Source organism: Vibrio cincinnatiensis (assembly GCF_022113815.1).
Classification (GTDB): domain Bacteria; phylum Pseudomonadota; class Gammaproteobacteria; order Enterobacterales; family Vibrionaceae; genus Vibrio; species Vibrio cincinnatiensis_A.
The window spans coordinates 34,772-60,972 of record NZ_SGOM01000009.1 but is presented as its reverse complement, the minus strand read 5'-3'; the positions used below and the strand labels follow the sequence as shown (position 1 = coordinate 60,972).

Here is a 26,201-nt window from a genome sequence, read left to right as displayed (position 1 = left end):
CTTCTCTCCACATTCATTCAAAACGTTAATTAATATTTAATTAAATGCTATTAAAATGGACATTATTGCTACATAAAATTTTATGTGATTAACCTCTACCCGAGCAAATTTTGTCCACCCTATTATTTATCCACTCTCACCCCCTCCTGTGGCGTAAAATTAATACCGTTCGCCAACAGGTTTTATAACCATACTTTTAAACTGAGAGTGAAACAAAATAAGGCAAACAAGATAGGGAATACATCATGTTAAAAAAACTCTCCTTAGCAACAGCAGTCAGTGCTGCCATTTTAATGTCTGGCCCACTGATGGCAAAAACACTCACTGTTGGTTTTTCACAAATTGGTTCTGAATCAGGTTGGCGAGCAGCAGAAACGGCCGTCTCCAAAGTGGAAGCGGAAAAACGCGGAATTACTCTGAAAATTTCAGATGCTCAACAGAAACAAGAGAACCAAATTAAAGCGGTTCGGTCTTTCATCGCACAAGGGGTTGATGCAATCTTTATAGCCCCCGTAGTACAAACCGGTTGGGGCCCCGTGCTGGAAGAAGCAAAAGACTATGGCATACCAGTCTTCTTACTTGACCGAGGGATCACCGTGGATGACGACTCCCTCTATACCACGGCCATTACCGCAGATAACGTCTTAGAAGGGGCGGTGGCCGGTAACTGGTTAATCGATAAAGTTCAGGGTAAACACTGTAACGTCGTTGAGCTGCAAGGTACGGTTGGAGCAAGTGTGGCTATCGATCGCAAACAAGGCTTTAGTGATGCCATTAGCCAAGCCGATAATGTACAAATTGTTCGAACTCAATCCGGCGACTTTACTCGGAGTAAAGGTAAAGAAGTCATGGAAAGTTTTATTAAAGCTGAAAATAGCGGTAAGAATATTTGTGCCGTCTTTGCCCACAATGATGACATGGCAATTGGTGCCATTCAAGCCATTAAAGAGGCTGGATTAAAACCAGGAAGTGATATTTTAATTGTCTCTATTGATGCGGTACCCGATATATTTAAAGCCATGATAAATGGAGAAGCGAATGCGACGGTTGAGCTTACTCCAAATATGGCAGGCCCTGCTTTTGATGCTTTAATTGCGATGAAAAACAGTGGAACCACGCCACCGAAAAAGATCGTGACTGAATCAAAATTATTCCAACCTGATGATGCTCAAGCGCAGTTAGAAATGAAAAAAGACCTCGGTTATTAATCCATTATTTCTTGCCCTTTCTCGACGCCTCATTAGCGGCGGCTTGGAAGGGCATTATCAGGAGCGATTATGTCTTTAGCCAATGAACAGCACGTTGTGCTCGATGCCAAAGGGATCAGTAAATTTTTTCCTGGCGTGAAAGCTCTACAAGATGTCGATTTTAGCCTAAACAAAGGTGAGATCATGGCACTGCTCGGGGAAAATGGCGCAGGAAAATCCACACTCGTAAAAACCCTCACCGGAGTATATCAGCGCGATGAAGGAAGCATCTATTTAGAAGGCCAGTTAATTTCACCACAAAGTACAGCTCACGCTCAAAAACTGGGGATTGGGACAGTCTATCAGGAGGTCAATCTACTGCCCAATATGTCTGTCATGGATAACCTTTTTATCGGTAATGAACCGCGTAAATGGGGTTTGGTCGACCGCCGAACCATGGCACAACAAGCACAAAAAATTGTAGCCAGTTATGGCCTCAATATTGATGTCACTGAGCCGCTCAACAACTTCTCGGTAGCCATTCAACAAATTATTGCGATTGCTCGCGCCATCTCCATGTCGGCCAAGATATTGATCCTTGATGAGCCTACAGCCAGCTTAGATGGTAATGAAGTGAAGATGTTATTTAACATCATGCTCGACTTAAAAAAACAGGGAGTGAGTTTGATCTTCATCACTCACTTTCTCGACCAAGTTTATGAAGTGAGTGATCGAATTACCGTATTACGTAATGGAAAATTAGTCGGCACCCGAGTCACCCAAACGCTGCCTAAAATAGAATTAGTTAAAATGATGCTAGGCCGCGATTTAGATGAGACCGCCTTGCACCGTGCTGGAAAAACCAAACGGAGTGATGAGCCTGTTGTTCAGTTTTCCGACTATGGTAAAAAAGGAACCCTTACGCCTTTTAACCTTAAAGTACATGCCGGAGAAATCGTTGGGCTAGCAGGGTTATTGGGCTCAGGCCGGACGGAAACGGCGCAAGTCATTTTTGGTATTGAACCAAGTGACTCAGGCCAATGCCTGCTCAAAGGTCGCCCAGTTCAGGTTCATTCTGCCCGACAAGCTTCACGTCTGGGGTTTGGTTACTGCCCTGAGGATCGAAAAACCGACGGTATCATAGGGGCAGCTTCGGTACGGGAAAATATCATTCTGGCTCTGCAAGCACAACGAGGCTGGTTTAAGCCGATCCCCCGAAAAGAACAAGAAGCGATATCGCTCCGCTTTGTCCAGCAACTGGACATCAAAACGCCAACCATTGAACAACCGATCGAATTTCTTTCTGGAGGGAATCAGCAAAAAGTATTACTGGCTCGCTGGCTCCTCACCAAACCCAAGTTTCTGATTCTTGATGAACCGACCCGGGGGATCGATGTAGGGGCTCATGCTGAAATCATTCGTTTGATTGAAAGCTTGTGTGCAAACGGACTGGCTTTGCTGGTGATCTCTTCCGAACTAGAAGAACTGGTGGGTTACGCGGATCGCGTGATTGTCTTACGTGACCGTAAACAGGTGGCAGAGATCCCCACAGAGCAACTCTCGGTTCCCGCCATTATGCAAGCAATTGCAAATTAAGGACGCTGTCATGAATCTACTCAATCCCTCGACATCCAATCATTCGATAATCAGTAAGTGGTCACTACCGAAAGGAACCCCTCAATTTTCTGCACTGCTGCTTTTATTTGTGATCAATGCTCTCATTGGTGATCACTTTTTTTCCATTCATATCCAAGATGGTCGTTTGTTCGGAAGTGTCATTGATATCTTTAACCGAGGTGCTCCCGTAGCCATACTGACGATTGGGATGACACTGGTTATCGCAACAGGCGGTATTGATTTATCCGTTGGAGCCGTGATGGCCATCAGTGGTGCGGTTATGGCTAGCATGGCACAACAAGGTTATGCTCCTACAACGATTCTACTTTGTGCTTTACTCTCTGGGGTTCTGTGCGGATTATGGAATGGTTTTCTGGTAGCGATATGTAAAATTCAGCCGATTGTTGCCACCCTAATCCTTATGGTTGCAGGGCGAGGCATTGCACAGTTAATTACCGAAGGGCAGATCATCACCTTTACCAATGATACGCTGGCTTGGTTTGGCAGTGGCTCACTCTTTTATCTACCAACGCCCATTATACTGCTTGCTGTTTCGATGTTTGCGGTTTGGGCTCTCACCAAAAAAACGGCCTTGGGGCTATTTATTGAATCGGTTGGTATTAATATCAAAGCGGCTAAAAATGCTGGGATTCATACCCCTCTAATAGTCATGTCCGTCTATATTCTCAGTGGTTTAATGGCCGCCATCGCAGGCATTATTATTGCGGCTGATATTAGAGGTGCGGATGCGAATAACGCGGGGTTGTGGCTAGAAATGGATGCGATTCTTGCCGTTGTGATTGGCGGAACCTCTCTGATGGGCGGCCGATTTAACCTACTATTAGCTCTGGTTGGGGCCTTTATTATTCAAAGCATCAACACCGGTATTCTGCTCTCTGGCTATCAGCCTCAATGGAATCATATCGTTAAATCTGTCGTCGTACTGACTGTTCTTATTTTGCAGTCCCCTGCGGTTATTCAGCTACTGAAGAGGAGGCTCAACCATGCTAAAGCGTAATTTTCCTCTATTGATTACCATCTGCGTTTTTTTACTTGGCTATGCTTACTGTATGGTGGAATTTCCCGCCTTTCTCAGTACCCGCGTGATTTGTAATATTCTGACAGATAATGCCTTTCTCGGTATTTTAGCCGTCGGCATGACCTTTGTTATTCTCTCGGGAGGGATCGATTTATCAGTAGGATCCGTAGTGGCATTTACCGGTGTTTTACTGGCAACACTTATTGGTCACTGGGGAATTTCACCTTACTTTGCAATGGCGATTGCATTAGTGATGGGGGCTCTGTTTGGCGGCTTAATGGGCTGGATAATCGATACATTAAAAATTCCCGCCTTTATTGTCACTCTCGCAGGCATGTTTTTCTTGCGGGGTGTCAGCTTCCTTATCTCTGAGCAATCCATTCCGATTGAACACCCAATTTACCGTGAGCTATCACGCAGTACTTGGCACATCGTTGGGGGTGGTCGGCTCAGTTTAATCGCTGTCATCATGTTGGTTATTGTCGTCCTTGGTATGCTACTGGCACATCGCACTCGGTTTGGTAATAACGTTTACGCCATTGGTGGCAATGCTTCATCTGCGGCACTGATGGGCATTCCAGTCAAACGAACCACCATTGGGATCTACATGTTATCGACCTTTCTTGCTACCTGTGCCGGCATTGTCTTCTCGATTTATACTTCGGCGGGCTATCCGCTGGCTGCGGTTGGTGTTGAGTTGGATGCAATTGCCGCCGTCGTCATTGGTGGCACGCTGCTTTCAGGAGGTGTGGGTACCGTTTTTGGTTCATTATTTGGAGTACTGATCCAAGGGCTGATTCAAACTTACATTACTTTTGATGGCACATTAAGCTCTTGGTGGACCAAAATTATTGTTGGCATTCTGCTGTTCAGCTTTATCGCCTTACAACGCCTGCTTATCATCATGAGCGAGCGACGCAAAGAGGTGAATACCTCTCGAATCAGCCCGCATCCCATTCATGATTAACCCCAGCTGGGTATAACTGAGAAGTTATACCCACTGCCCGGCCACAAAACCACTCGACCATGCCCATTGGAAGTTATAGCCACCGAGCCAGCCTGTAACATCCATCACTTCGCCGATAAAAAATAACCCAGGGACAGTTTTGCATTCCATGGTTTTCGATGACAGAACATCCGTATCTACACCTCCGAGTGTCACTTCTGCGGTACGATAGCCTTCTGTGCCATTCGGTACAAGAGTCCATTGCTCAAGCGCCTCTCCCACACTCAACAGCGCTTTAGTTGAAAACTGTTTAAGCGGTTTATCGACAAAGAGCTGGCGCTCTAGTAACACCTCCACTAACCGCTTCGGTAATACCCGAGCTAAAGTGGTTTTCAGAGTTTGATTAGGGTGCTCTTCTCGTGCTGTTGTCAGCCATGCTTCGACATCAAGATTAGGCAATAAATTGATCCGAATCGCTTGGCCGGGTTGCCAATAAGACGAGATTTGCAACACCGCAGGCCCAGATAAACCGCGATGAGTAAATAACAGCGCTTCTTTAAAACTTTTACCACATTGAGCCTGAATCTCAACCGATACCGCTATACCGGAAAGTTCAGCTAAAGCTTCTTTATCTGCGACATGTAAAGTAAAAGGCACCAACCCGGCACAGGTTGGTAATATCGGTAATGAAAATTGTTCTGCAATTTTATAGCCAAAAGGGGTCGCCCCAAGTTTTGGCATTGAAAGCCCCCCCGTTGCGACAACCAGCGATTGACACTCAATATCGCCTTGCGAGGTGTTGAGGAAAAAACCCGACTCGGTTTTTGCTATCTTTTGAATCTCTACCTGATAGCGCTGAGTCAAATTGGAGTGGTTGCACTCGGCCAGTAGCAAGTGAACGATCTCTTTGGCAGAATCGAGGCAGAACAGTTGCCCATGTTCACGCTCTTCAAACTCAATACCATATTTACTGACCAGGGATATAAAATCCCAGTTGGTGTATTGCGATAAAGCTGACTTTACAAAATGAGGATTTCGGCATAAATAATTGGCCGCAGAGACATCGTAATTAGTGAAATTGCAGCGACCGCCCCCTGATATTAAAATTTTTCGGCCCGGCTTTTTGGCGTGATCAACCAGCAGCACTCGACGCCCACGCTTAGCGGCTTGCGCTGCGCACATTAGCCCCGCGGCCCCCGCTCCAATCACCACTACGTCTACTTTTTCATTCATGACCGACACTCAACTGCAATAAAAAAAGGATGTGCGACCAGCACATCCTTACTCACTAGGCTCAATATTCTAACGGTAAACGATCACCTTGCCAATCGGCCTTTCAAAGCAGAAAAGCAACCAAAGAGGTCAATGTAACCAAAGCACAACACAGCACAAATAGCTCCCGAACTCGGTCACACTTCCCAGTAAAGACCGGGTCATGATGATGGTGATATTCTTTGCTCTTTAGATAATGATAAAGACGAACTTGCTTGGTGACATTACCATGAGTGGTAAAAAAACCGCCGCCATCCACTTGCTGATAAAGCAAAGGGTGAGCTTCACGCATAATGTAGATAAGCGAACGAAGTGCGGTTAGATATCGAGCAATATTAATTCCCGTCACCACCATAAGTGCTAAAAGAATCGTATCTCCACTGATCATCTTTTCCTCCCTACATCTTTGGTAAGTATGCCCAGAGAAAAAGACGTTTGTGTTAGTCCATCTTTTTGCTGAAATTATTCAGCGGGGGCATCCATTACTGAAGATGAGCCTGCTTTTGCCAATGCCGCTAGATCTTTATCAATAAAGAACAACGCTTTTCCATCTTCACCGACCAGTTCTAGCTTATCTAGAATCCCTTTAAACAACTTCTCTTCTTCGTGCTGTTCTGCGACATACCATTGAAGGAAGTTAAAGGTTGAGTAATCTTGTGATGTGAATGCCACATGAGCCAATTTATTAATCTGTTGGGTAATCATCTGCTCATGCTCATACGTTTCACGAAACACTTCTCCTAAGCTTGCAAAATCGTGTTTAGGAGCTGCGATAGAGCCAATAAGAGGCATGGCACCTGTTTCACTCACATACGTAAATAAACGCTGCATATGTTGCATTTCTTCAACTGCATGAGCACGTAGAAACTCAGCCGCTCCTTCAAATCCTTTATCTTCACACCAAGCACTCATTTGTAAGTATAGATTGGATGAAAAAAATTCGAGGTTAATTTGATCATTCAATTGATCAACCATCGCAGGTGATAGCATTGGTGACTCCAAGTGATTAATATAACGACTTTCACTATATCACGATCTTTCACTATTGTTATCCGACCATGGCAAGTCACCATGGATATGAGATCACGCTGGCAAAAAAGCGCTGATTGAAATGCTAATCTATAATCAGTTATCGATAAGGAGATAGCATGATGAGTTATCAACATATTTTAGTTGCAGTCGACCTTTCTGAAGACAGCAAAATTTTGATCGATAAAGCGGTGGCTCTCGCCAAACCACTCAATGCAGAGATCTCTTTTATCCACATTGATGTGAATTATGCAGAACTTTATACCGGTCTTATTGATATCAATTTGGCAGAAACTCAACACCATTCAATGGAGAGTTCACAAAAACAGTTACAAGAACTCGCCAATTATGCCAATTACCCCATCCACCATACACTCGTGGGAAGCGGTGATTTGAGCAACGAACTGTGTGAAACCATTAATGAGTTTAATATCGACCTTGTCGTCTGTGGGCACCATCAGGATTTTTGGAGCAAAATTCTTTCATCAACTCGTCAACTGATTAACTGCTCACCTGTTGATATGTTGGTTGTACCACTCAACGACTGACGATAAGCAAAAAGTCCGCTAGACTGCAGAAAATTTTCATTCACAGACCAGTATTATGATTTACTTATCTGCAGTTACTCTATTATGGGCTTTTTCCTTCAGCCTGATCGGCGTTTATCTCGCGGGTCAGGTTGATGCTTGGTTTGCGGTTTGGATGCGAGTCGCTCTTGCTTGCGTCGTCTTTTTACCTTTTCTACAAATTAAGCAAGTTCCTAAGGCGTTGATGGCCAAACTCATGGCCATTGGCGGTATTCAATTAGGGCTGATGTATTGCTTCTATTACCAATCTTTTTTGCTGCTATCGGTTCCCGAAGTTTTACTGTTTACCGTATTAACACCGATTTATGTCACTTTATTGTACGACTTCCTCAAAGGGCATTTCTCTCCTTGGTACTTAGTCACGGCAGCCATTGCGGTGATCGGCGCAATATGGATTAAGTTTTCAGGTATTAATGAGCACTTTTTTCTCGGTTTTATGGTCGTCCAAGGGGCGAACCTTTGCTTTGCTATTGGTCAGGTCGGCTATAAGTACGTGATGGAAAAAGAACCCCTCTCACTCCCTCAACATGCGTTATTTGGCTATTTCTATCTTGGTGCATTTCTGGTGGCCAGCATCGCTTTTCTCTTGCTGGGTAACCCCCAACAGTTACCAAACAGTACCTTACAATGGGGAATACTATTCTACCTTGGTTTGATTGCTTCGGGTTTGGGCTATTTTGCGTGGAATAAAGGGGCTTGTCAGGTCAACGCAGGGGCTTTAGCCATTATGAATAACGCACTGGTTCCGGCTGGGTTAATCATCAATATTGTCATTTGGAACCGAGACGTCGATTTGCTGCGTTTATCTGTGGGAGGTGGGATTATCTTGTTATCACTCTGGCTCAATGAAACCTGGGTTAAACGGCGGGTTGAACACCATTATCGTCATAAAACACATCGTCAACCCTAAGCTACCAAGGATTAGTGAAACTGGGCTAAATTGAGCTCCTCTATCGGCAGGGTTAAATTGAGCTCAGTAAACTGCCTTTGTAAGGCTTGCTGCTTTTTCATTAGCTTGCGTTGCTTTTTTAAAACCTTCGCCAGCTTTTTCTGGTATTTTTTCTGCTTCTTCCGCGTTTTTTTCGTCAAGATTAATGACGGCGTATCTATCCTCGGTGCGGTAGCTGATAACGACGTCGTCGGGCGCTGAGGGCTTTGCGTTTTTAATGCTTGTGGTTTACATAAGTGACTCTTATCTGACGAACTACGAGCACAAGCACCACAGACATACTTTGGTTCTATCACCCATTGTTGGATCTCACCCATTGATGTGCGGATATCATGACGGTTGAGCTTACATAAACGCTTGACCATAAAAAGGCAACCATAAATAACAATAGGAATAATTCTTAGTTAGATATAGCTTGATCGCACGGGAATGGCAAGCGAGATTTCCATTCTCCGTTACGGGTTTTGCTCTTACATTGCAGCAATCACATAAACATCAAATCGGTTCTTTTTGGTTTCAATCGCCATACTGGGTTTTTGCTCTGCTAACCATGGTGCATAATCAGGCCGTTTTACTACGACACGTTTACTGGCAAGCTGTAAGGCGGGAGCAAGTAAACCATCAGCATCATTATCCGCACCAACTAACGATTGAAAAACTCGCATCTCTTTTTTCACTAAAGCCGTTTTTTTCTTATTTTCTGGGTGGGGATACATTGGGTCAAGATACACCACGTCTGGCTGACAGAAACGCTCATCAGCCGCTAACTTTTGCAGTGCATCATGGCTTGAGGCATGCAACAAGGTCACTCGTTCACTCACCCATCCGCCAATTTCACTGTCTTGTTTGGCTCGTTGTAAACCATCATCCAGCAGAGCAGCAACCACAGGGTGTCGCTCCACCATCTGTACGTGACACCCCAGTGAAGCCAGCACAAAAGCATCACGCCCCAACCCAGCCGTTGCATCTAACACGCTAGGGAGTTTTCCTTTATTTAGCCCAGCGGCCTTTGCTATCGCTTGACCTTTACCGCCACCAAATTTTCGTCGATGGGCCACCGCGCCATTGACCCAATCGACATAAATAGCCCCTAGCTTCGGTTCGTCAACTTTACGCAGCTCTAACCGTTCAGCAGTCAAGACTAAAGAAAACAGACTGCTTTCACAGTGCGTTAATTGCCAACGTTGGGCAATCAACGCCAATTGTTCAGCGCGTTCAGGGGCTTCACATAGTAACTGTAGCTGCAAAAGAGGCTCTCCAAAGCGGGATATAAAAACGAGCGCTAGTGTAGCGGATTTTCATTCTGACAGCGATATATTGCTCGACTCCAAAATGAGTGTGGATGGCTTGAACGGGGTTTTCATTGGCATAAACGATGCCTTGGCAGAGGGAAGTATTCATGTTATCTAATGAGCATGAGATTTCGTCTCAATACTTTATTTATCAGCCTATCGCTCAGGACTAACCATGCAAGCAGCTTCAACAAAATTGGACGATCTGGATCGCGCCATATTAAAAATATTAATGGATGACGCCCGAACGCCCTATGCGGAAATGGCGAAGCAATTCAATGTCAGCCCTGCAACCATACATGTGCGAATTGAGAAAATGAAAGCGGCCGATATTATTCAGCGCACAGAAGTCGTGGTAAATACCAAAAAACTGGGGTATGACGTTTGCTGTTTTATCGGCATCAATCTTAATGCCGCGCGTGATTACCACTCAGCACTCGCCAAGCTTAACGCGTTAGAAGAAGTCGTTGAGGCTTATTACACGACCGGTGCATACAATATTTTCGTCAAGTTGATGTGTAAATCCATTGAAGAGCTACAGTACGTGTTGATTGATAAGCTACAAGCCATTGATGAAGTACAATCGACTGAAACCCTGATTTCGCTGCAAAATCCCATCAATCGCAACGTAAACCCTTAAAAAAATAAACCCCAAACTAACGTTGGGGTTTCATGCTATCAAAATCAAATGTGCGATTATTTATTGAGAAATTTCAATAAATCTTCAGCTGAAATACCTTGTGCAGCAAGGTCTTGAGCCATTTGTTCAACTTGCTCATGCTTTCTAGATTCAATCACTTGTTGAAACTGGTAGACCAAGTCGCGTAACACTGGCACGGGCACTTGTTTGGCAGCACTACGAATACGTTCACTACTTTGGTTGCCCAGTTCATTAAGTAACTTGCCAAACATCACCTTCTCAGGTGACTCATCAAGCTGTTCCCAAATGCGAGCCATTTCATAAGTGGTCATTGACATCGTATCGTAATTCCAAAATATCATTCAAAAATGTAAGAGTGGACAATATACACGCCTTAAACCGATTAGAAAATAGCTAACATCGTCTATTTTATGAGGAATGGAATGCCCATTGATGCCAGCGACGACCTGCTTTAGAAAAGAGAATAAGTAGACCGGGAGCCACTAACCACATATGCAAAGCAATCAACATTTGTGGTTCAAAACTCAATCGTTGCAGTGTGCCCACCAATGCACCAGAGCCACTCATTTGAAACAACCCCAATAGGGCTGCTGCGGTTCCTGCTTTGTCTCCAAATGGCGCTAGCGCTTTGCCCGCCGCGGCTCCTAGTATCCAAGCAAAACCTATCGAAGATAGGAAAATCGGTAACATAAAGGCCAAGGCCGTTGGTATGTGTGATAATGCTATCATCAAGCTACCAGCAGCCAGCAAAGCACTAATGCCCAGCACCAATGTACGATGAGTCCCCACCCTTTCCATAATTCGGGGAGCCGATAGGCAAGCCACAATATTCACCAACGCATTCAGTCCAAACCAAAAGGTAAATTGATTCATGGTGAGCCCTAACTGCTCCATCAGTACTAAAGGCGCAGAAGTCACATAAGCCAGAATGACTGCCATCGCAAGCAAGCATAGTGAGGCATGAAATAAGAAAGAGGGTGTTTTCAGTACCGCCCAGTAACGAGCCAGTTTAAACACCGCCTGTTTTTCTGCACTCGGGTTGGTTTCTTTCATACGTAACCACATCAACAACCCCACGGTAACGGCAAAGCCCGCCATAAAACTGAAATTTGCTCGCCAACCAAATTGCTGTGTGAGCCAGCTTCCCAGAATCGGGGCTAAGGCAGGAATAAAGCAGATAGCACCATTTAAATAGCTGATCATTTTGCCGCTTCGCTCAGGGCCGAAGCGATCGCGAACGGTTGCAAAGGCTGCTACCGATGTTGCACATGCACCTAAGCCTTGTAGCAGACGAGCCATCAACATCCATTCAATATTTTGTGCGCTCCACGCCAATAAAGCGCTCAATGCATAGATGCCTATCCCTCCTAATGCAACCGTTCGACGTCCAAGTTTGTCGGCTAACGGACCAGCAAAGAGTTGCCCGATGCCCATCGCAAACAAAAACCAAGTTATCGTATCTTGTGCAAATGCATGTTCCACGTGAAACGATTGAGCAATTTGTGGTAATGCCGGTAGATAAATATCAATCGCCAGCGGGCTAAATAAAACCAATAAGACGAGTAATCCCATCTGCTGCCAACGCTCACTCACCTGTTTATTCACCTTCACTCACTTTACCCATTTTTTATTTCAACGTTTAAGGGGAGATCATAGAGTTATCTTGATATGAATAAAAATGGCATATAATCATGCTCATTATTCCTAATTGGAAAAACAGCATGAATATAGAAAAGCTGGCACGTATTGATCTCAATTTATTAGTATGCCTAAAAGTGCTGGGTGAGGAATTAAGTGTCACCCGTACGGCTCAGCGACTTTGTTTAAGCCAGTCGGCGGTGAGCAAATCGCTGGCGAAACTGCGCGAACAATTTTCAGATCCCCTATTCATCCGTAGCTCTCATGGCCTAAGAGCCACGCCTAAAATGCTGTTCCTCAAACCTAAACTCGATATCTTAGTCAATCAATTAGAACTGATTACTCAACCAGAACAATTCTCCCCTCAAACGAGTGAATACCGATTTCATATCGCAGCAGTAGAAAGTGTCTATCCGCTAATTTTGCCGCACTTTTTACCCGCGATTTTTAGCCAAGGGCCCAATCTCAATATCAGCACTCACACTTGGAGTGAACAAACGTTCAAAAAATTGCAGCTTGGAGAACTTGATTTAGGTATCACCGGAAAAGACATTGATATTCATGATGCAAAACTGACGATGCAACCTCCGAGTGACATATGTGAGCAGGAGGTATACCGAGATACTCAGATGTGTGTGGTCCGAAAAAATCATCCCGTCCTTAACCAAACTTGGAACTTAGAGAGCTACCTAGCTTTGCGTCATGTCCAAGTTCGTTGTGATGGTAACGATCGCTGGTTATTGGATTACCGATTGGCCGATTTAGGCCATGAAAGAGATATCGCTATTACCGTGCCTGATTTTAATAGTGCAGCCAGCCTTTGTACTTATACGGATTTTGTGTTTACTGCGCCGAGCCACTTTACCCACTTAGTCGCTCGTCAAATGGACTTGGTGGTCTTGCCCTTACCACTACAATTTCCACCGATGGCTTACACACTTTTTTGGCATCGAGACCGAGAAAATGATCCCGCCTTAACTTGGCTACGGCAGATCATTCAGCGTAAAACACTGCATTTACGTTGATTTAAACACCGATCTTAATCTTAATAAGGAAAACAGCCATTATCGTTGCGCAGAAAGTTAACAACCAGCAGCACCTATACCCAAACAACTTGGAGTTGCAGGTAGGCGGCAAGTGAGTGAATCCCCATGAGCATAGACAGGCTATGTGATTGGGGTGAACGAACGTAGCCACCCCCCTGCAGCTTTAAGTAGGAAGGGTATAAAAAAGGAGGACATTTGCACGCCTTAGTGAAAAGGAGTAGCTTATAAAATCGCAATATCATCAAGGACCGTTAACAAGGAAACCTCCATGTCACACCCCTACACTCAACGCATGGCCAAACTTCGTGATTGGTTAGCGCAACAACACTTAGATGCCCTCATTATCCCCCACGAAGATGAATATTTGGGAGAGTACATCCCAGCTCATAATGAGCGATTACAGTGGCTAACAGGTTTTACAGGCTCTGCTGGTGCCGCTGTCGTGACAGCCGATAAAGCCGCAATCTTTGTTGATGGGCGCTATACGGTTCAAGTCACTAAACAGGTATCAAGCGAACTCTTTAGCTATCAACATTTCATTGAATCCCCTTATTTGCACTGGCTCGTTAGCCACCTTCCTGCAGGCAGCAAAGTCGGCTATGACCCGCGCATGCACCGAGCGAGTTGGCTACAAAGCGCCCAGCAAACCTTAGCGGGTGAGTTACAACTAGTGGCTCTGACCGAAAACCCCATTGATCAATTATGGCAAGATCGCCCCGTTCCCATGGTTTCGGACATGCGTTTAATGGATGAAGAATATGTTGGAATCAATAGCCAAACCAAACGACAGACGATTGCTGAAATTTTGCGAGAAAAGAAAGCAAACTGTGCCATTCTGACTGAGCTCGATTCTATCTGCTGGTTACTCAATATCCGTGGGCTCGATGTCGCATGCCTGCCCGTTCTGCTTTCACATGCCATCATTTATGATGATGCCAGTGTCGATTTCTTCTTAGAAAGCAATCGAATCGTCAGCGGATTTGCCGAACATGTCGGCACCGGTGTTCGAGTTTTACCACCAGAACAGCTCCAAGCCAAACTAGAAACATTGGTAGGACAGCGAGTGATGCTCGATCCTAGCACCAGTAATGCTTGGTTTACGCTTGTACTACAAAATGCGGGCGCCGAGCTGATTAATGAAGCGGACCCTTGCTTACTGAGTAAAGCGGCCAAAAATGCAACCGAAATCGCGGGCATGAAAGCGTGCCATATTAGAGATGGTGTTGCAATGGCAAAATTTCTTTGCTGGTTAGACAGCGAAGTCTCGGCCGGAAAATTCCATAACGAGGCACAGCTGGCAGAGAAATTACATGCGTTTCGGGCAGAAGACCCCACTCTCGTCGATCTCAGTTTTGACACTATCTCAGCGGCGGGTAGTAATGCAGCCATGTGTCACTATAACCATCAAAATCAACCCGAGCCGGGGCTGCTCAATAATAACAGCTTATACTTGGTCGATTCTGGCGGTCAGTATTTAGATGGCACCACCGATATCACTCGCACGATCGCCATCGGCGAACCAAGCGAAGAAATGAAGCGTCAATTTACCTTGGTTCTCAAAGGACACATCGCCCTAGCTCGCGCTCGCTTTCCACATGGGACTTGTGGCCACCAACTGGATGTGCTGGCTCGTCAACATTTATGGGCTGAAGGATACGATTACGACCATGGTACCGGACACGGTGTTGGTCACTTCCTCAGCGTTCATGAAGGTCCACAGCGGATCAGTAAAGTGTATAACCCTGTAGCGCTGCGTCCGGGTATGGTGCTCTCAAATGAGCCTGGATATTATCGCGCAGAGCAATTTGGTATTCGTATTGAAAACCTTGAATTGGTGGTTGAGATAACAACGCAAGGTGACCACCCTATGCTCGGATTTGAATCTCTCACTCGCTGCCCAATTGATACCCGAGCTATTGATGTCAATCGCTTAACTAAACCAGAACTCGCTTGGTTAAATCAGTATCACCAACAAGTTTGGCAAGAGGTTGGCCCACTGGTTACCGGAGAAGTGAAAGCATGGTTGGAAAAAGCGACACACCCCATTTCACATCGTTAGTCTCCAAATCAGCCAATAAGTCATCGAGCGAGAATCTGTAATGGAATGACTCGAAGTGAAACCGATATAAATATATAAATAAAAACAGAGGTCGACGCAATTGTCCCCTCTGTTTTTTCTTTTCACATTTATTATCTATCGTCTATCGCCGATGATTGTAATGGTTTACTCTCTATGGCTGACTCTATCTCTAATCTCTATATGATAACGATGAAGATGAAGATGAAATAGTAGAGCCGTTTGTTTCACGTGAAACACCGGAATAGACCTCATGCCAATCATGCCACACCGCAGCTAATCCATTCGCTTTAATCGCCGATTCAACTTCTACTGCGCTACGCTCATCACTGATCGCAAATTGTTCTAGCTCAACCTTAGGATCGGCATAACCACCGGGCTGAGTTTTCGATGCTGCAGACATACTGGTAATACCCAATAATGCCGCATGATCACGAAACTTAGCCGATTCACGGGTAGAAAGAGAGAGTTCCACTTGCGGACTGAATAAGCGGAAAGCACAAATTAATTGGATTAACTGCTTATCTGACATAATCGATTTAGGCTGCAAACCTCCCGTACAGGGGCGTAAGCGAGGGAATGAAATCGAATAACGACTTTTCCAGTAGGTTTTCTCCAGATAGTCGAGATGAGCCGCGACATAAAACGCATCGGTTCGCCAATCTTCTAACCCAATCAATGCCCCTAACCCAATTTTATCCATCCCCGCCTTGGCAAGCCGATCTGGCGTGGTTAAGCGAAACTCAAAATCCATCTTCTTGCCACGTAAATGATGCTCAGCGTAAGTCGAGGGATGATAGGTTTCTTGATATACCATGACCGCATCTAAACCGAGTGTTTTTAGTTCAGCATAATCTTGTTGCTCTAACGGCTGCACTTCCATGGCCAAATAATGAAAATGAGGTTTAATGAGCGGAAGCATTTGCCGGAAATAGTGCATGCCAACTTTGGTTTCATGCTCCCCCGTGACCAATAAAACACTATCAAACCGCATCGCCTTAATCGCTGCTATCTCCTGCGTTATTTCTTGTTCGTTCAACGTTTTACGTTTAATGCGATTTTCCATCGAAAATCCACAGTAGGTACACGCGTTAGAACACAAATTCGAGAGATAAAGCGGCACATACAACGACATGGTATGACCAAAGCGTTGACGGGTTACGGCATAAGAAAGCTGCGCCATCTGCTCTAGATAAGGCTCTGCCGCAGGAGAAATTAATGCCTGAAAATCGGCTAAGTTTCTAACCGATTTTGACAGTGCACGTTCAACATCTACACGGGTTTTACTCTGTAAAGAGAGCTTGATGTCATCCCAATCCAGTTGGTTAAATCGTTCAATAAAGCTCATCATTCTTCATCCAAAAAAGCGGTGAATGGACTGGAAGCCACGGCCTGTAACTTTTGCCCAGCAACCCCTGCTTGATAGGCTAACCGCCCAGTCTCAACCGCTTGCTTAAACGCTTTTGCCATCAAGACGGGATTTGCCGCGGTAGCAATGGCCGTATTGACCAGCACGGCATCCGCCCCCATTTCCATCGCTAATAGCGCGTCCGAAGGCGCACCAATACCGGCATCAATAATGACCGGTACTTGCGCCTGCTCGATAATGATTTCCAAAAAGCGTTTGCTGATTAACCCTTGGTTACTGCCAATGGGAGCAGCAAGCGGCATTACTGCTGCGCACCCCACTTCTTCTAACCGTTTACAGAGCACGGGGTCAGCATGACAATACGGCAGCACTGTAAACCCCTGCTTAACCAGTTGCTCTGCTGCTTGCAGTGTTTCAATGGGATCGGGCATCAGATATTTAGGATCGGGATGAATTTCTAATTTCAACCAGTTCGTTTCCAAAGCTTCACGAGCCAGTTGCGCGGCATAAATCGCCTCACGTGCAGTTTTTGCTCCTGAAGTATTGGGCAGTAAATTGACACCCGCCTGAATCAGCGGCGCAAGAATGTCATCTTCACGGCTTTTTAAATCGACCCTTTTTAATGCCATCGTCACCAGTTGTGATTCACTCGCTTGGATCGCTTGAGCCATAACATGGCTATTTGCAAACTTACCCGTACCAGTCAGTAAGCGAGATTGAAAGGTTTTTCCTGCTATGCTCAACATGTTTATTAGCCTCCTGCTATGGCTTGAAAAAGAGAGATTTGGTCACCGTCATTCAAATAGGTTTTTGCCCATAATCCTTTAGGAATAATGTTGTCATTAATGGCAAAAACACAGCCTAGGGTGGGAAGTTGCAACTCCTCTTGTATTTGCTGCAACGTTCGCCCTTGAGCCACCTGCTGTGGCTGCTGGTTAATGGTAATCACCACCGTCATAAGCCCTCCTTTTGCTGAACATGAGCGGATGCTCGATGATTTAGGTGTGATGAACAAATGGAACAATCGGGGTCAGGCGTGAGCAGCCACTGCTGCCAACTCAAATGCCGTCCATCAAACTGGTGGAACTGAGAAAAAGGAACGTTATCCATCTTCATTAACGCCTGTAATGCCAATAACGCTTGTAAGTTACCTATCGTTCCCACCACAGGCCCCATCACTCCGCTATCAGAACAGCGTTGACTCATTTGCTGCTCTTGTGGAGCAAAACAGGCATAACAGCCTGAATTTGGCTGAGTAAAATCAAAGCCAATGAGCTGCCCTTGCCAACCAATGGCAGAGCCTGAAATCAATGGGACACCTTGCTCATAGCACACTTGGTTGATGCTATGACGAGTCAAAAAATTATCACTGCAATCCAACACAACATCGGCTAACGCCACCTCTAAGGTTAATAACGATTTATCCATCCGCCGATTCACTGTCCGAATTTTGCATTCAGGATTTAATTGTGACAAAGACTCTGCCAATGCTGAGACTTTCGCCATTCCGATCTGCGGCGTTCTAAAACCGATTTGCCGAGCCAGATTTGACTCTTCAACAAGATCATCATCCGCCAGAACTAATTTACCCACACCCGCAGCAGCCAGATAGAGTGCCGCGGCATTTCCTAATCCACCACACCCAATCAGTAATACGCTGCGGTTAAGCAAATACGCTTGTCCTTGCTCACCCACTTCGTTTAAGCAAATTTGTCGCTGATAACGCAAAAATTGTTTATCCGATAACATCCGTGACCTCCGATGGATGACTCACTGCTCCAAGCATCAAATTTAAGTTTTGGGAGAAACTCGCTTGTAACTGTTGAACCGCTAACTGGGTATCAGCGGCTTGAGTCACCGCGCGCACCACAGCGACACTGGTAACACCACAATTCACAACGGACTGGATATTACTCAAATCAATGCCCCCAATCGCAACACTTGGCATGCCTTGCTTTTCCCCATAAGGCAGGGTGTTGAGTAACTGTTGATACAAAGCCAAACGAACTAAGCCTTGTGGTTTAGAAGGCATTTGTTTCGTGGTTGTGGGAAAGATATGCCCAAGGGCAATATAGCTGGGCTGAAACTGCTGAGCATAAAGCAATTCAAAGTAGCCATGGCTGGATAGCCCTAAGCGAATATCAGCCTTGGCAAGCGCTTGAATATCGGCCGTTTGTAAATCCTCTTGCCCAAGATGGACGCCAAATGCGCCATGTTTTATCGCCAATTGCCAATAGTCATTAATAAACACTTGCGCCTGATACTGCCGCCCTAATGTAATGGCTTGGATGATTTGCGGTTCTAAGTCCACTTGCTGAGGATGTTTAATTCTCAACTGAACGGTTTTAACCCCAAGTTGCAGTAACCTATCAACCCAACCAACATCATCCACCACAGGGTATAGCCCTAAGCTCTCCTTCTGTAATGGTGGAAATGCGAGTGTTCGGAAGGCGTTGGCAGAAAATAAATAAGGAACCGGAAAATCTTGATACTCGGTCGGCCATGTTTCACGTGAAACCTTTAATGCAGCTCGCGCAAGTGTCAAAGCATCATGCAGAGGGAAATCCAAACTCAATGCCGCCATTAACCAAGCAAGGTGTCGCCACGCTTGTGGCGGCTCCAAAACCGAAACAGAGGTGAGCCCATAGTGAACCCCTTCTTGTTGCCAAAAATCAGCGACTTTACCTTGGACATGGCCACCAATAGTAATGCTATTCTCGTCCACTTCTGGGTTTGATGTGGATGAAAAATACCGTATCACACGCTCATTCTCACCTTGGGGTTGATCAATATGAGCAAAGAGATCGCAAGAGAAAGAGGAAGTGGTATCAGCAACAAGCTGCAACGATGGCGTTGGGCTTACACCCAACACCACTGATTCAATCGCAAATCCTTGTTGCTGAGCAAGCCGTAAAACTTGCTGCACCTCTCCCGTCAGCGCAATACAATGCGAGGGGATCAGTAACTTCACAAGCTTACTCCTCAGTGCTAACAGCAGGATGGTATAACTCTGATCCCGCCGCACGAAATTCCTGTGATTTTTTCGCCATGCCTTGTAATGGATCATCCAACAGGGTGACGGAAATGGCTTGATCAGCCGCAACCTGCTGCGGATTATTGGCGTATTCCCGTACCTCTTGAGAGATTTTCATTGAACAAAATTTAGGGCCACACATAGAACAAAAGTGAGCCACTTTGCCCGATTCTTGCGGTAAAGTTTCATCATGGAAGGCTTTGGCCGTTACGGGATCAAGTGACAAGTTAAACTGGTCTTCCCAACGGAACTCAAAACGAGCTTTCGATAACGCATTATCACGGAGCTGCGCACCGGGATGGCCTTTCGCTAAATCAGCGGCATGGGCGGCAAGCTTGTAGGTAATTAAACCCGTTTTAACATCTTCTTTATTGGGTAAGCCTAAGTGTTCTTTGGGAGTAACATAACAGAGCATGGCACACCCAAACCAACCGATCATCGCCGCCCCAATACCAGAAGTAATGTGGTCATAGCCCGGTGCAATATCCGTGGTTAAAGGACCAAGGGTATAAAATGGCGCTTCATGGCAATGCTCAAGCTGCTCATCCATATTGGCTTTAATCATATGCATCGGCACATGTCCCGGCCCTTCGATCATCACCTGAACATCATATTCCCAAGCAATTTTTGTCAGTTCACCTAGGGTATGTAACTCGGCAAATTGTGCTTCATCATTGGCATCGGCAATCGACCCGGGACGCAGCCCATCTCCCAGCGATAACGCAACATCGTATTGAGCACAGATTGCACAGATTTCTCGAAAATGAGTATAGAGGAAGTTTTCTTGATGATGTGCCAAGCACCATTTAGCGATGATGGAACCACCACGAGAGACAATTCCTGTTACCCGTTTGGCGGTCATTGGGACATAGCGTAATAACACCCCAGCATGAATGGTAAAGTAATCCACCCCTTGCTCGGCTTGTTCAAGCAAGGTATCGCGCATGACTTGCCAAGTCAGATTTTCAGCAATCCCATTCACTTTTTCTAAGGCTTGATACATAGGCACCGTACCAATTGGAACCGGACTATTGCGTAAAATCCACTCCCGAGTTTCATGAATATTTCGCCCGGTGGAGAGGTCCATCACCGTATCGCCTCCCCAGCGAGTCGACCACACTAGCTTTTCTACTTCTTCTTCAATCGAAGAGCTAACAGAAGAGTTACCAATATTGGCGTTCACTTTCACCAGAAAGTTGCGGCCAATAATCATCGGCTCCGATTCTGGGTGGTTAATATTACACGGAATGATGGCTCGCCCTTCAGCCACTTCCTGACGAACAAACTCAGGGGTTATCTCTTTGGGTAAATAGGCACCAAAATTTTGTCCGGGATGTTGACGGTTCAGTTGTTCGTCCTGATAGTGACGACGTCCCATATTCTCACGTAAAGCGATAAACTCCATCTCTGGCGTAATGATCCCTTGCCGTGCATAGTGAAGCTGAGTCACTCGTTGCCCTGTTTTCGCACGGCGAATTTCGGGTAAATTCCCATAACGCAGTTCATCAAGGGTTTCATCGGCTAAACGTTCACGAGCAAAGTGTGAACTCATTTCAGGCAAGATTTCCGTATCTTGCCGTTCTTCAATCCATGTTTCGCGTAGCTTAGGTAAACCTTTTTGTAAATCAACCACATAATCGGGATCGGTATATACACCAGAAGTGTCATAGACAGGAATAGGGGCATTGCTGGAAAAAATCGGCGCTTGTTTTGTGCCACCAATCAGGCTATCAGCCAGTGAAATCTCACGCATGGGAACACGAATATCCTGCCGAGAACCGGTGACATACACTTTTTTCGAATTGGGATACGGTTGTACCGAGAGGGTTTCAATAAACTGTTTAGCTTCCAGTCTCGCTTGTTTACGAATCGACATAGCATTTTCCTTGGTTAACAATTAGGGATAAATGCTTGGCGGAAAGATGCGACACAAGAGGGGATGACAAATAGGAGATGGATGAATAGAAGGATAGATAGACATCCAGATTGTCTTCTCTTGTTCCCTTCGCAGGTTCTAGCCTGATCAGGTTCAACGGATCCCGAATTAACGGTCTCAGCCTTATGGCACTCCGACAAGTTGTGCCATTATAGAGAAGAGCGAAACGTTAACCAAGAGAAAAAGGATGATTTTTAATCAGCTACGGAGTAACCAATGATAACCGCACCAAGCGGCAGAAATGCTTAACATGACATTGAGTACAACATTAAATCCCATTTTGAAGAAAGCCCCTTGTTGCATCATCAGTACGTTATCCATCGAGAAAGTAGAAAATGTCGTTAATGCACCGAGAAAACCCAAGCCGATGATTTGTCGCCAAGGGTAAGGAGCAAGCCACTCATTCTCAATTGCGGCGATCAGTAACCCCATAATTAAAGAGCCCACCACGTTCACCGTCAATGTTCCGTAAGGAAAAGAGCGTCCAAACAATGTCACACACCATTCAGATACCGCATAACGAGAACAGGCACCGATTGCCCCCCCGATCGCGATCAACCCTAAAATAGATAACTGTCCCATGTTCCCTCCTCTAATGTTTTACGCATTGTACCGCTTTACCACATCGGAAAAGAAGCACGTTATCGGTAAAGTTAGCTTTACCTTTACTAGGATTGAGGTAGAAGATAAGGAATTTTTTGAAAAGTTACCCGAGTCACTTTTAATACCATATTATACAAATAAGCTCATAACCCTCCTATATTCAATTTTTCAACAAAATAACCGCCACCTCCTGCTCTTTCTATTTTTGTGAACACGATTACTTTTTGTAGAGGTAATAATCATTTGCTAAGTGGTCAACCGCTCGGATTGTGTAGGGTCAGTTTTGCTATAAAGAAACTATTTCATTCGGGAGAAGGACATCATGAAAAAAACCATTCTTGCACTTTCTATTGGGATGATCAGTGCCTGTAGTCAGCTTCCAGAAGAAGCATTGTTACTGACCATTAATGATCAACAAACCGCTTTCAAGCCTAATGCTCAAGGTTTACTCATTGCCGAACAGCGGATTGATAAAGGGAGCTATACCCTTTCTATCTCGGATGCCGCCCAAACCTGTGGAACCCATTTTGCGTTAAGTGAAGATGAGCGAATTAAATTTAACCAACCATTGAAAGTGGATAATTGCGCACAAGATTCCGCCATCCCTATTCGCATTTTTAAAGCCAATACCTATCAATTTGAACTTAACCCGAAAACCAATCAACTGACGGTTAAAATCAAACCCAAAACCAGTTCAACCTCAAACTTTACCTCAACCTGCCCGATTGCTAGTGATGTGCCAAAAACGATCAATGTGAGTCAAACCTTTACCAACGGTAGTGTTGTGCGTGATGCGCTCACCGGACAAACAACCACGGTCAGTGATGGTCATATCACGCTGCAACCAGGATCCGCTAGCCAAGGTCTTTTATTGCTTGAAGAGGTAGAAGCGGCACCACTCGCGCCTTTTAGCTGGGATAATGCGATTGTCTATTTTGTCATGACGGACCGTTTTTATAATGGCAACCCAGAAAATGACCACAGTTATGGACGTAGCAAAGATAATCAGCAAGAGATAGCGACCTTCCACGGCGGTGATTTAGCCGGTTTAACAAAGAAACTTGATTATATCGAGTCGTTAGGAGTGAATGCGATTTGGATTACTTCACCACTAGAACAGATCCACGGTTGGGTTGGTGGCGGTGATAAAGGTGATTTCAAACACTATGGTTATCACGGTTATTACCACCAAGACTGGACCAAACTTGATGCCAATATGGGTACCGAAGAAGAGCTACGCACCTTTGTTGATACCGCACACCAAAAAGGCATTCGCATTATTTGGGATGTGGTCATGAACCACACTGGCTATGCCACTCTTGCAGATATGCAAGAATTTGGGTTTGGTAAACTTTATCTTGATGATAAAGAAGCGAAGAAAATTCTTGGGGAAAAATGGACAGATTGGCAGCCAAAATCAGGACAGAGTTGGCACAGCTTTAATGACTACATCAGCTACCGAGACAGCCAAGCTTGGGAAAAATGGTGGGGTAAAGATTGGATTCGAACTGACATCGGTAACTATGATACCCCTGGGTATAACGATATCACCATGTCATTAAACTATCTGCCCGATCTCAAAACGGAATCAACCCAGAAAACGGGGCTACCCAACTTTTTCCATAACAAAGAAACCCATGCACAAGATGAACTAAAAACGCCTCGTGAACATTTAATCACGTGGCTCTCAGATTGGGTCAGAGAATACGGTATTGATGGTTTCCGCGTAGATACCGCGAAACACGTTGAAATGGAAGCGTGGGATCAGCTCAAAACAAGTGCGAGTCAAGCTTTGGCTGAATGGAAACAAAACCATCCAGATAAAGCGTTAGATGACTTGCCATTTTGGATGACAGGTGAAGTTTGGGCACACAGTGTCGTGAAAAGTCCTTACTTTGATAATGGGTTTAATTCCATCATTAACTTTGAATTCCAATCTGATGTAGCTCCAAAAGCCCTCAAATGCTTTGCCCACCTTGAGCGAGACTATAAACGCTATGCTGAGAGCATCAACAACGATCCTGAATTCAACGTACTCAGCTACCTCTCCTCTCATGATACCGCGCTATTCTGGGCCTCTCGTAGCCGCAGTATTGATGATCAGAAACGAGCAGCAAACGCATTAATGCTAGCGCCCGGTGCAGTACAGATCTACTACGGTGATGAAATCGCCCGTGATTTTGGGCCAACAGGTTCTGACTCCCACCAAGGTACTCGCTCTGATATGCCATGGGATGCAATTGAAGGTGAGCGCTTAGAATTACTCAGCCATTGGCAAAAACTGGGAGAATTCCGCCAACGCCACCCCGCAGTAGCACAAGGTAAGCATATTACTCGTCAACAAGAGGGATATTATGCCTTTGAACGTCGATACCAAGATGACAAAGTTTTGATTGTGTATACGGGTGAATAACTTCGTTGCATCGTAACAACCGTAAGGGAAGCCAAATGCTTCCCTTTTTTATTTAGAACACATGCACCCACCCTGATTTTATTCCCGTTTTGTTCATTCCTTACATTTCACTCTTTGCCTCACCTGTACATTGCGGTATGGTCAATATCATCCATTCACGTAGCCATGCTCGTCAATGATAGAAAAATAATCATAAGCAATCACAATCAGGTATTACAGCACATGGAATTCTCTAAATTTGGTGAAAAATTTAATCAATACTCAGGCATAACCCAACTCATGGATGACTTAAATGATGGCCTGCGTACTCCTGGAGCCATCATGCTCGGTGGTGGCAACCCAGCCGCGATCCCAGCCATGCTTGATTACTTTCATCAAACCAGTGCCACCATGCTCACTAATGGTGAGCTACTCTCAGCCCTAACCAACTATGATGGTCCACAGGGAAAAGATAAATTTATCCGCGCACTGGCAAAACGATTAAAAGAAACCTATGGATGGGCAATCAGTGAAAAAAATATCAGCCTGACCAACGGCAGCCAAAGCGGCTTTTTCTATCTTTTTAACTTATTCGCAGGCCAACAACCGGATGGTACCCATAAGAAAATTCTGCTCCCACTGGCTCCCGAATACATCGGTTATGGCGATGCTGGAATCAATGAAGATATTTTTATCTCTTATCGACCAGAAATAGAGACGCTGGCAGATGGCATGTTCAAATACCACATCGATTTTGAACAGCTCAAGGTGGATGATTCAATTGCTGCAATCTGCGCCTCTCGCCCAACCAACCCAACCGGAAATGTCCTGACCGATGATGAAATTCGTCAATTAGACCAGTTGGCGCAAGAAAATGGGATTCCACTGATCATTGATAATGCCTATGGTCTCCCCTTTCCCAATATCATCTTTACCGATGTTGAACCATTTTGGAATGAGAACACGATTTTATGCATGAGCTTATCGAAACTCGGCCTGCCGGGCGTACGCTGTGGAATCATTATTGCCAGTGAAGCCATTACTCAGGCACTGACCAATATGAATGGTATTATTAGCTTAGCTCCGGGAAGCCTTGGCCCAGCGATAGCACATCATATGATTGAACACGGGGATTTACTGCGTCTAAGCCGTGAGATCATTAAGCCTTTCTACCAGCAAAAATCTCAAAGAGCGGTTGAACTGCTGCAGCAAGCTATTACCGACTCTCGTTTTCGTATCCATAAACCAGAAGGCGCTATCTTTTTGTGGCTATGGTTTGATGAGCTGCCAATAACAACGCTTGAGTTGTACCAACGTTTGAAAGCACGTGGCGTTTTAATCGTTCCGGGAGAATATTTCTTTATTGGTCAGCAACAAGAGTGGCAACATGCCCATCAATGCCTACGCATGAACTATGTACAAGAAGATCAAGCGATGCAAAAAGGGATTGCAATCATCGCTGAAGAGATTGAACGCGCTTATCAGCAGGGATAAACACAAAGAGCGCCGCTATGGCGCTCTTCACTC

25 protein-coding genes and 1 riboswitch are annotated in these 26,201 nt (G+C 45.2%); of the genes, 11 read left to right on the top strand and 14 right to left on the bottom strand.

Annotation, left to right across the window (positions count from 1 at the left end; all coding sequences use genetic code 11):
• The first annotated feature begins 245 nt into the window (after window positions 1–245).
• The 4 genes from ytfQ (at window position 246) to yjfF (ending at window position 4,810) form a co-directional block, all read left to right on the top strand.
• Window positions 246–1,208, top strand: a complete 963-nt coding sequence (ytfQ, locus tag EXA13_RS12185; RefSeq protein ID WP_238115859.1) for a galactofuranose ABC transporter, galactofuranose-binding protein YtfQ — start codon at window positions 246–248, stop codon at window positions 1,206–1,208.
• Between the two features lie 69 nt (window positions 1,209–1,277).
• On the top strand, window positions 1,278–2,783 hold the full coding sequence (gene ytfR, locus EXA13_RS12180) for a galactofuranose ABC transporter, ATP-binding protein YtfR (RefSeq protein WP_238133414.1): 1,506 nt from the start codon (window positions 1,278–1,280) through the stop codon (window positions 2,781–2,783).
• Window positions 2,784–2,793: 10 nt separating this feature from the next.
• On the top strand, window positions 2,794–3,822 hold the full coding sequence (gene ytfT / locus EXA13_RS12175; RefSeq protein WP_238133413.1) for a galactofuranose ABC transporter, ATP-binding protein YtfT: 1,029 nt from the start codon (window positions 2,794–2,796) through the stop codon (window positions 3,820–3,822).
• The gene (gene yjfF / locus EXA13_RS12170) at window positions 3,809–4,810 is read left to right on the top strand and encodes a galactofuranose ABC transporter, permease protein YjfF (RefSeq protein ID WP_238115863.1); all 1,002 of its coding nucleotides are present in this window, start codon (window positions 3,809–3,811) and stop codon (window positions 4,808–4,810) included. The genes ytfT and yjfF overlap by 14 nt, the downstream gene beginning before the upstream one ends.
• A 24-nt stretch (window positions 4,811–4,834) precedes the next feature.
• Here yjfF and EXA13_RS12165 read toward each other — a convergent pair whose 3' ends face one another.
• The 3 genes from EXA13_RS12165 to ftnA all read right to left on the bottom strand — a co-directional run bounded on the left by EXA13_RS12165 (window position 4,835) and on the right by ftnA (window position 7,051).
• Window positions 4,835–6,022 carry an NAD(P)/FAD-dependent oxidoreductase gene (locus EXA13_RS12165; protein WP_238115864.1) on the bottom strand — a complete coding sequence of 396 codons (1,188 nt, stop codon included), beginning with the start codon at window positions 6,020–6,022 and terminating at the stop codon, window positions 4,835–4,837.
• A 103-nt stretch (window positions 6,023–6,125) separates the two neighbouring features.
• Entirely contained in the window at window positions 6,126–6,449 is a 324-nt protein-coding gene (uspB, locus tag EXA13_RS12160) for a universal stress protein UspB (RefSeq protein WP_238133412.1), read from the bottom strand.
• 74 nt (window positions 6,450–6,523) lie between these two features.
• A complete protein-coding gene (ftnA, locus tag EXA13_RS12155; protein WP_238095874.1) occupies window positions 6,524–7,051 on the bottom strand; it encodes a non-heme ferritin in 528 nt (175 codons plus the stop codon).
• A gap of 161 nt (window positions 7,052–7,212) precedes the next feature.
• Between ftnA and uspA the strand changes: the two genes are divergently transcribed.
• Together uspA and EXA13_RS12145 are read left to right on the top strand one after the other, a co-directional pair.
• Window positions 7,213–7,638 (top strand): universal stress protein UspA, encoded by a 426-nt coding sequence (uspA, locus tag EXA13_RS12150; RefSeq protein WP_238095932.1) that lies wholly within the window; start codon window positions 7,213–7,215, stop codon window positions 7,636–7,638.
• Between the two features lie 55 nt (window positions 7,639–7,693).
• On the top strand, window positions 7,694–8,587 hold the full coding sequence (locus EXA13_RS12145; RefSeq protein WP_238095872.1) for a carboxylate/amino acid/amine transporter: 894 nt from the start codon (window positions 7,694–7,696) through the stop codon (window positions 8,585–8,587).
• An 11-nt stretch (window positions 8,588–8,598) separates the two neighbouring features.
• On the opposite strand, the gene EXA13_RS12140 is transcribed toward EXA13_RS12145, so the two are convergent.
• The gene (locus EXA13_RS12140) at window positions 8,599–8,991 is read right to left on the bottom strand and encodes a hypothetical protein (protein WP_238133411.1); all 393 of its coding nucleotides are present in this window, start codon (window positions 8,989–8,991) and stop codon (window positions 8,599–8,601) included.
• 105 nt (window positions 8,992–9,096) lie between these two features.
• Window positions 9,097–9,873 carry a class I SAM-dependent methyltransferase gene (locus EXA13_RS12135; RefSeq protein ID WP_238133410.1) on the bottom strand — a complete coding sequence of 259 codons (777 nt, stop codon included), beginning with the start codon at window positions 9,871–9,873 and terminating at the stop codon, window positions 9,097–9,099.
• A 220-nt stretch (window positions 9,874–10,093) separates the two neighbouring features.
• On the opposite strand from EXA13_RS12135, the gene asnC reads away from it, so the two are divergent.
• Window positions 10,094–10,558 (top strand): transcriptional regulator AsnC, encoded by a 465-nt coding sequence (asnC, locus tag EXA13_RS12130; RefSeq protein WP_238133409.1) that lies wholly within the window; start codon window positions 10,094–10,096, stop codon window positions 10,556–10,558.
• A gap of 56 nt (window positions 10,559–10,614) precedes the next feature.
• On the opposite strand, the gene EXA13_RS12125 is transcribed toward asnC, so the two are convergent.
• Entirely contained in the window at window positions 10,615–10,896 is a 282-nt protein-coding gene (locus tag EXA13_RS12125) for a hypothetical protein (RefSeq protein ID WP_238133408.1), read from the bottom strand.
• A 91-nt stretch (window positions 10,897–10,987) separates the two neighbouring features.
• Window positions 10,988–12,184 (bottom strand): multidrug effflux MFS transporter, encoded by a 1,197-nt coding sequence (locus EXA13_RS12120; protein ID WP_238133407.1) that lies wholly within the window; start codon window positions 12,182–12,184, stop codon window positions 10,988–10,990.
• A gap of 116 nt (window positions 12,185–12,300) precedes the next feature.
• Between EXA13_RS12120 and EXA13_RS12115 the strand changes: the two genes are divergently transcribed.
• Together EXA13_RS12115 and EXA13_RS12110 are read left to right on the top strand one after the other, a co-directional pair.
• Window positions 12,301–13,242, top strand: a complete 942-nt coding sequence (locus EXA13_RS12115; protein WP_238133406.1) for a LysR family transcriptional regulator — start codon at window positions 12,301–12,303, stop codon at window positions 13,240–13,242.
• Window positions 13,243–13,531: 289 nt separating this feature from the next.
• Complete coding sequence (locus EXA13_RS12110; protein ID WP_238133405.1) at window positions 13,532–15,322, top strand: aminopeptidase P family protein; 1,791 nt, start codon at window positions 13,532–13,534, stop codon at window positions 15,320–15,322.
• Window positions 15,323–15,512: 190 nt separating this feature from the next.
• On the opposite strand, the gene thiH is transcribed toward EXA13_RS12110, so the two are convergent.
• From thiH to crcB, 7 genes are all read right to left on the bottom strand, one after another.
• On the bottom strand, window positions 15,513–16,688 hold the full coding sequence (gene thiH, locus EXA13_RS12105; protein ID WP_238133478.1) for a 2-iminoacetate synthase ThiH: 1,176 nt from the start codon (window positions 16,686–16,688) through the stop codon (window positions 15,513–15,515).
• Window positions 16,688–17,455, bottom strand: coding sequence for a thiazole synthase (locus EXA13_RS12100; RefSeq protein WP_158117045.1), 768 nt, complete (start codon window positions 17,453–17,455; stop codon window positions 16,688–16,690). Before EXA13_RS12100 ends, thiH begins: the two co-directional genes overlap by 1 nt.
• A gap of 5 nt (window positions 17,456–17,460) precedes the next feature.
• Window positions 17,461–17,667, bottom strand: coding sequence for a sulfur carrier protein ThiS (thiS, locus tag EXA13_RS12095; RefSeq protein WP_078926820.1), 207 nt, complete (start codon window positions 17,665–17,667; stop codon window positions 17,461–17,463).
• Complete coding sequence (locus EXA13_RS12090) at window positions 17,664–18,458, bottom strand: HesA/MoeB/ThiF family protein (RefSeq protein ID WP_238133404.1); 795 nt, start codon at window positions 18,456–18,458, stop codon at window positions 17,664–17,666. Before EXA13_RS12090 ends, thiS begins: the two co-directional genes overlap by 4 nt.
• On the bottom strand, window positions 18,445–19,680 hold the full coding sequence (locus EXA13_RS12085) for a thiamine phosphate synthase (RefSeq protein WP_238133403.1): 1,236 nt from the start codon (window positions 19,678–19,680) through the stop codon (window positions 18,445–18,447). The genes EXA13_RS12090 and EXA13_RS12085 overlap by 14 nt, the downstream gene beginning before the upstream one ends.
• 4 nt (window positions 19,681–19,684) lie before the next feature.
• The gene (thiC, locus tag EXA13_RS12080) at window positions 19,685–21,619 is read right to left on the bottom strand and encodes a phosphomethylpyrimidine synthase ThiC (protein ID WP_238133402.1); all 1,935 of its coding nucleotides are present in this window, start codon (window positions 21,617–21,619) and stop codon (window positions 19,685–19,687) included.
• 107 nt (window positions 21,620–21,726) lie between these two features.
• Window positions 21,727–21,825, bottom strand: a riboswitch (TPP riboswitch).
• A 52-nt stretch (window positions 21,826–21,877) separates the two neighbouring features.
• Window positions 21,878–22,261, bottom strand: coding sequence for a fluoride efflux transporter CrcB (crcB, locus tag EXA13_RS12075; RefSeq protein WP_238133401.1), 384 nt, complete (start codon window positions 22,259–22,261; stop codon window positions 21,878–21,880).
• 343 nt (window positions 22,262–22,604) lie between these two features.
• Between crcB and EXA13_RS12070 the strand changes: the two genes are divergently transcribed.
• Together EXA13_RS12070 and EXA13_RS12065 are read left to right on the top strand one after the other, a co-directional pair.
• A complete protein-coding gene (locus EXA13_RS12070; RefSeq protein ID WP_238133400.1) occupies window positions 22,605–24,695 on the top strand; it encodes an alpha-amylase in 2,091 nt (696 codons plus the stop codon).
• 222 nt (window positions 24,696–24,917) lie between these two features.
• Complete coding sequence (locus EXA13_RS12065; protein WP_238133399.1) at window positions 24,918–26,168, top strand: valine--pyruvate transaminase; 1,251 nt, start codon at window positions 24,918–24,920, stop codon at window positions 26,166–26,168.
• The last annotated feature ends 33 nt before the right edge of the window (window positions 26,169–26,201 follow it).

Bases quoted from the DNA above. Each gene is read 5' to 3' on its own strand.
- thiC (WP_238133402.1), bottom strand. From the start codon at position 21,619: ATGTCGATTCGTAAACAAGCGAGACTGGAAGCTAAACAGTTTATTGAA.
- yjfF (WP_238115863.1), top strand. From the start codon at position 3,809: ATGCTAAAGCGTAATTTTCCTCTATTGATTACCATCTGCGTTTTTTTA.
- thiS (WP_078926820.1), bottom strand. From the start codon at position 17,667: ATGACGGTGGTGATTACCATTAACCAGCAGCCACAGCAGGTGGCTCAA.
- EXA13_RS12145 (WP_238095872.1), top strand. From the start codon at position 7,694: ATGATTTACTTATCTGCAGTTACTCTATTATGGGCTTTTTCCTTCAGC.
- ftnA (WP_238095874.1), bottom strand. From the start codon at position 7,051: ATGCTATCACCTGCGATGGTTGATCAATTGAATGATCAAATTAACCTC.
- asnC (WP_238133409.1), top strand. From the start codon at position 10,094: ATGCAAGCAGCTTCAACAAAATTGGACGATCTGGATCGCGCCATATTA.
- ytfQ (WP_238115859.1), top strand. From the start codon at position 246: ATGTTAAAAAAACTCTCCTTAGCAACAGCAGTCAGTGCTGCCATTTTA.
- uspA (WP_238095932.1), top strand. From the start codon at position 7,213: ATGAGTTATCAACATATTTTAGTTGCAGTCGACCTTTCTGAAGACAGC.
- uspB (WP_238133412.1), bottom strand. From the start codon at position 6,449: ATGATCAGTGGAGATACGATTCTTTTAGCACTTATGGTGGTGACGGGA.
- ytfT (WP_238133413.1), top strand. From the start codon at position 2,794: ATGAATCTACTCAATCCCTCGACATCCAATCATTCGATAATCAGTAAG.
- EXA13_RS12125 (WP_238133408.1), bottom strand. From the start codon at position 10,896: ATGTCAATGACCACTTATGAAATGGCTCGCATTTGGGAACAGCTTGAT.
- EXA13_RS12165 (WP_238115864.1), bottom strand. From the start codon at position 6,022: ATGAATGAAAAAGTAGACGTAGTGGTGATTGGAGCGGGGGCCGCGGGG.
- EXA13_RS12110 (WP_238133405.1), top strand. From the start codon at position 13,532: ATGTCACACCCCTACACTCAACGCATGGCCAAACTTCGTGATTGGTTA.
- EXA13_RS12090 (WP_238133404.1), bottom strand. From the start codon at position 18,458: ATGTTATCGGATAAACAATTTTTGCGTTATCAGCGACAAATTTGCTTA.
- EXA13_RS12140 (WP_238133411.1), bottom strand. From the start codon at position 8,991: ATGGTCAAGCGTTTATGTAAGCTCAACCGTCATGATATCCGCACATCA.
- EXA13_RS12065 (WP_238133399.1), top strand. From the start codon at position 24,918: ATGGAATTCTCTAAATTTGGTGAAAAATTTAATCAATACTCAGGCATA.
- EXA13_RS12100 (WP_158117045.1), bottom strand. From the start codon at position 17,455: ATGTTGAGCATAGCAGGAAAAACCTTTCAATCTCGCTTACTGACTGGT.
- crcB (WP_238133401.1), bottom strand. From the start codon at position 22,261: ATGGGACAGTTATCTATTTTAGGGTTGATCGCGATCGGGGGGGCAATC.
- EXA13_RS12115 (WP_238133406.1), top strand. From the start codon at position 12,301: ATGAATATAGAAAAGCTGGCACGTATTGATCTCAATTTATTAGTATGC.
- ytfR (WP_238133414.1), top strand. From the start codon at position 1,278: ATGTCTTTAGCCAATGAACAGCACGTTGTGCTCGATGCCAAAGGGATC.
- thiH (WP_238133478.1), bottom strand. From the start codon at position 16,688: ATGAGCTTTATTGAACGATTTAACCAACTGGATTGGGATGACATCAAG.
- EXA13_RS12070 (WP_238133400.1), top strand. From the start codon at position 22,605: ATGAAAAAAACCATTCTTGCACTTTCTATTGGGATGATCAGTGCCTGT.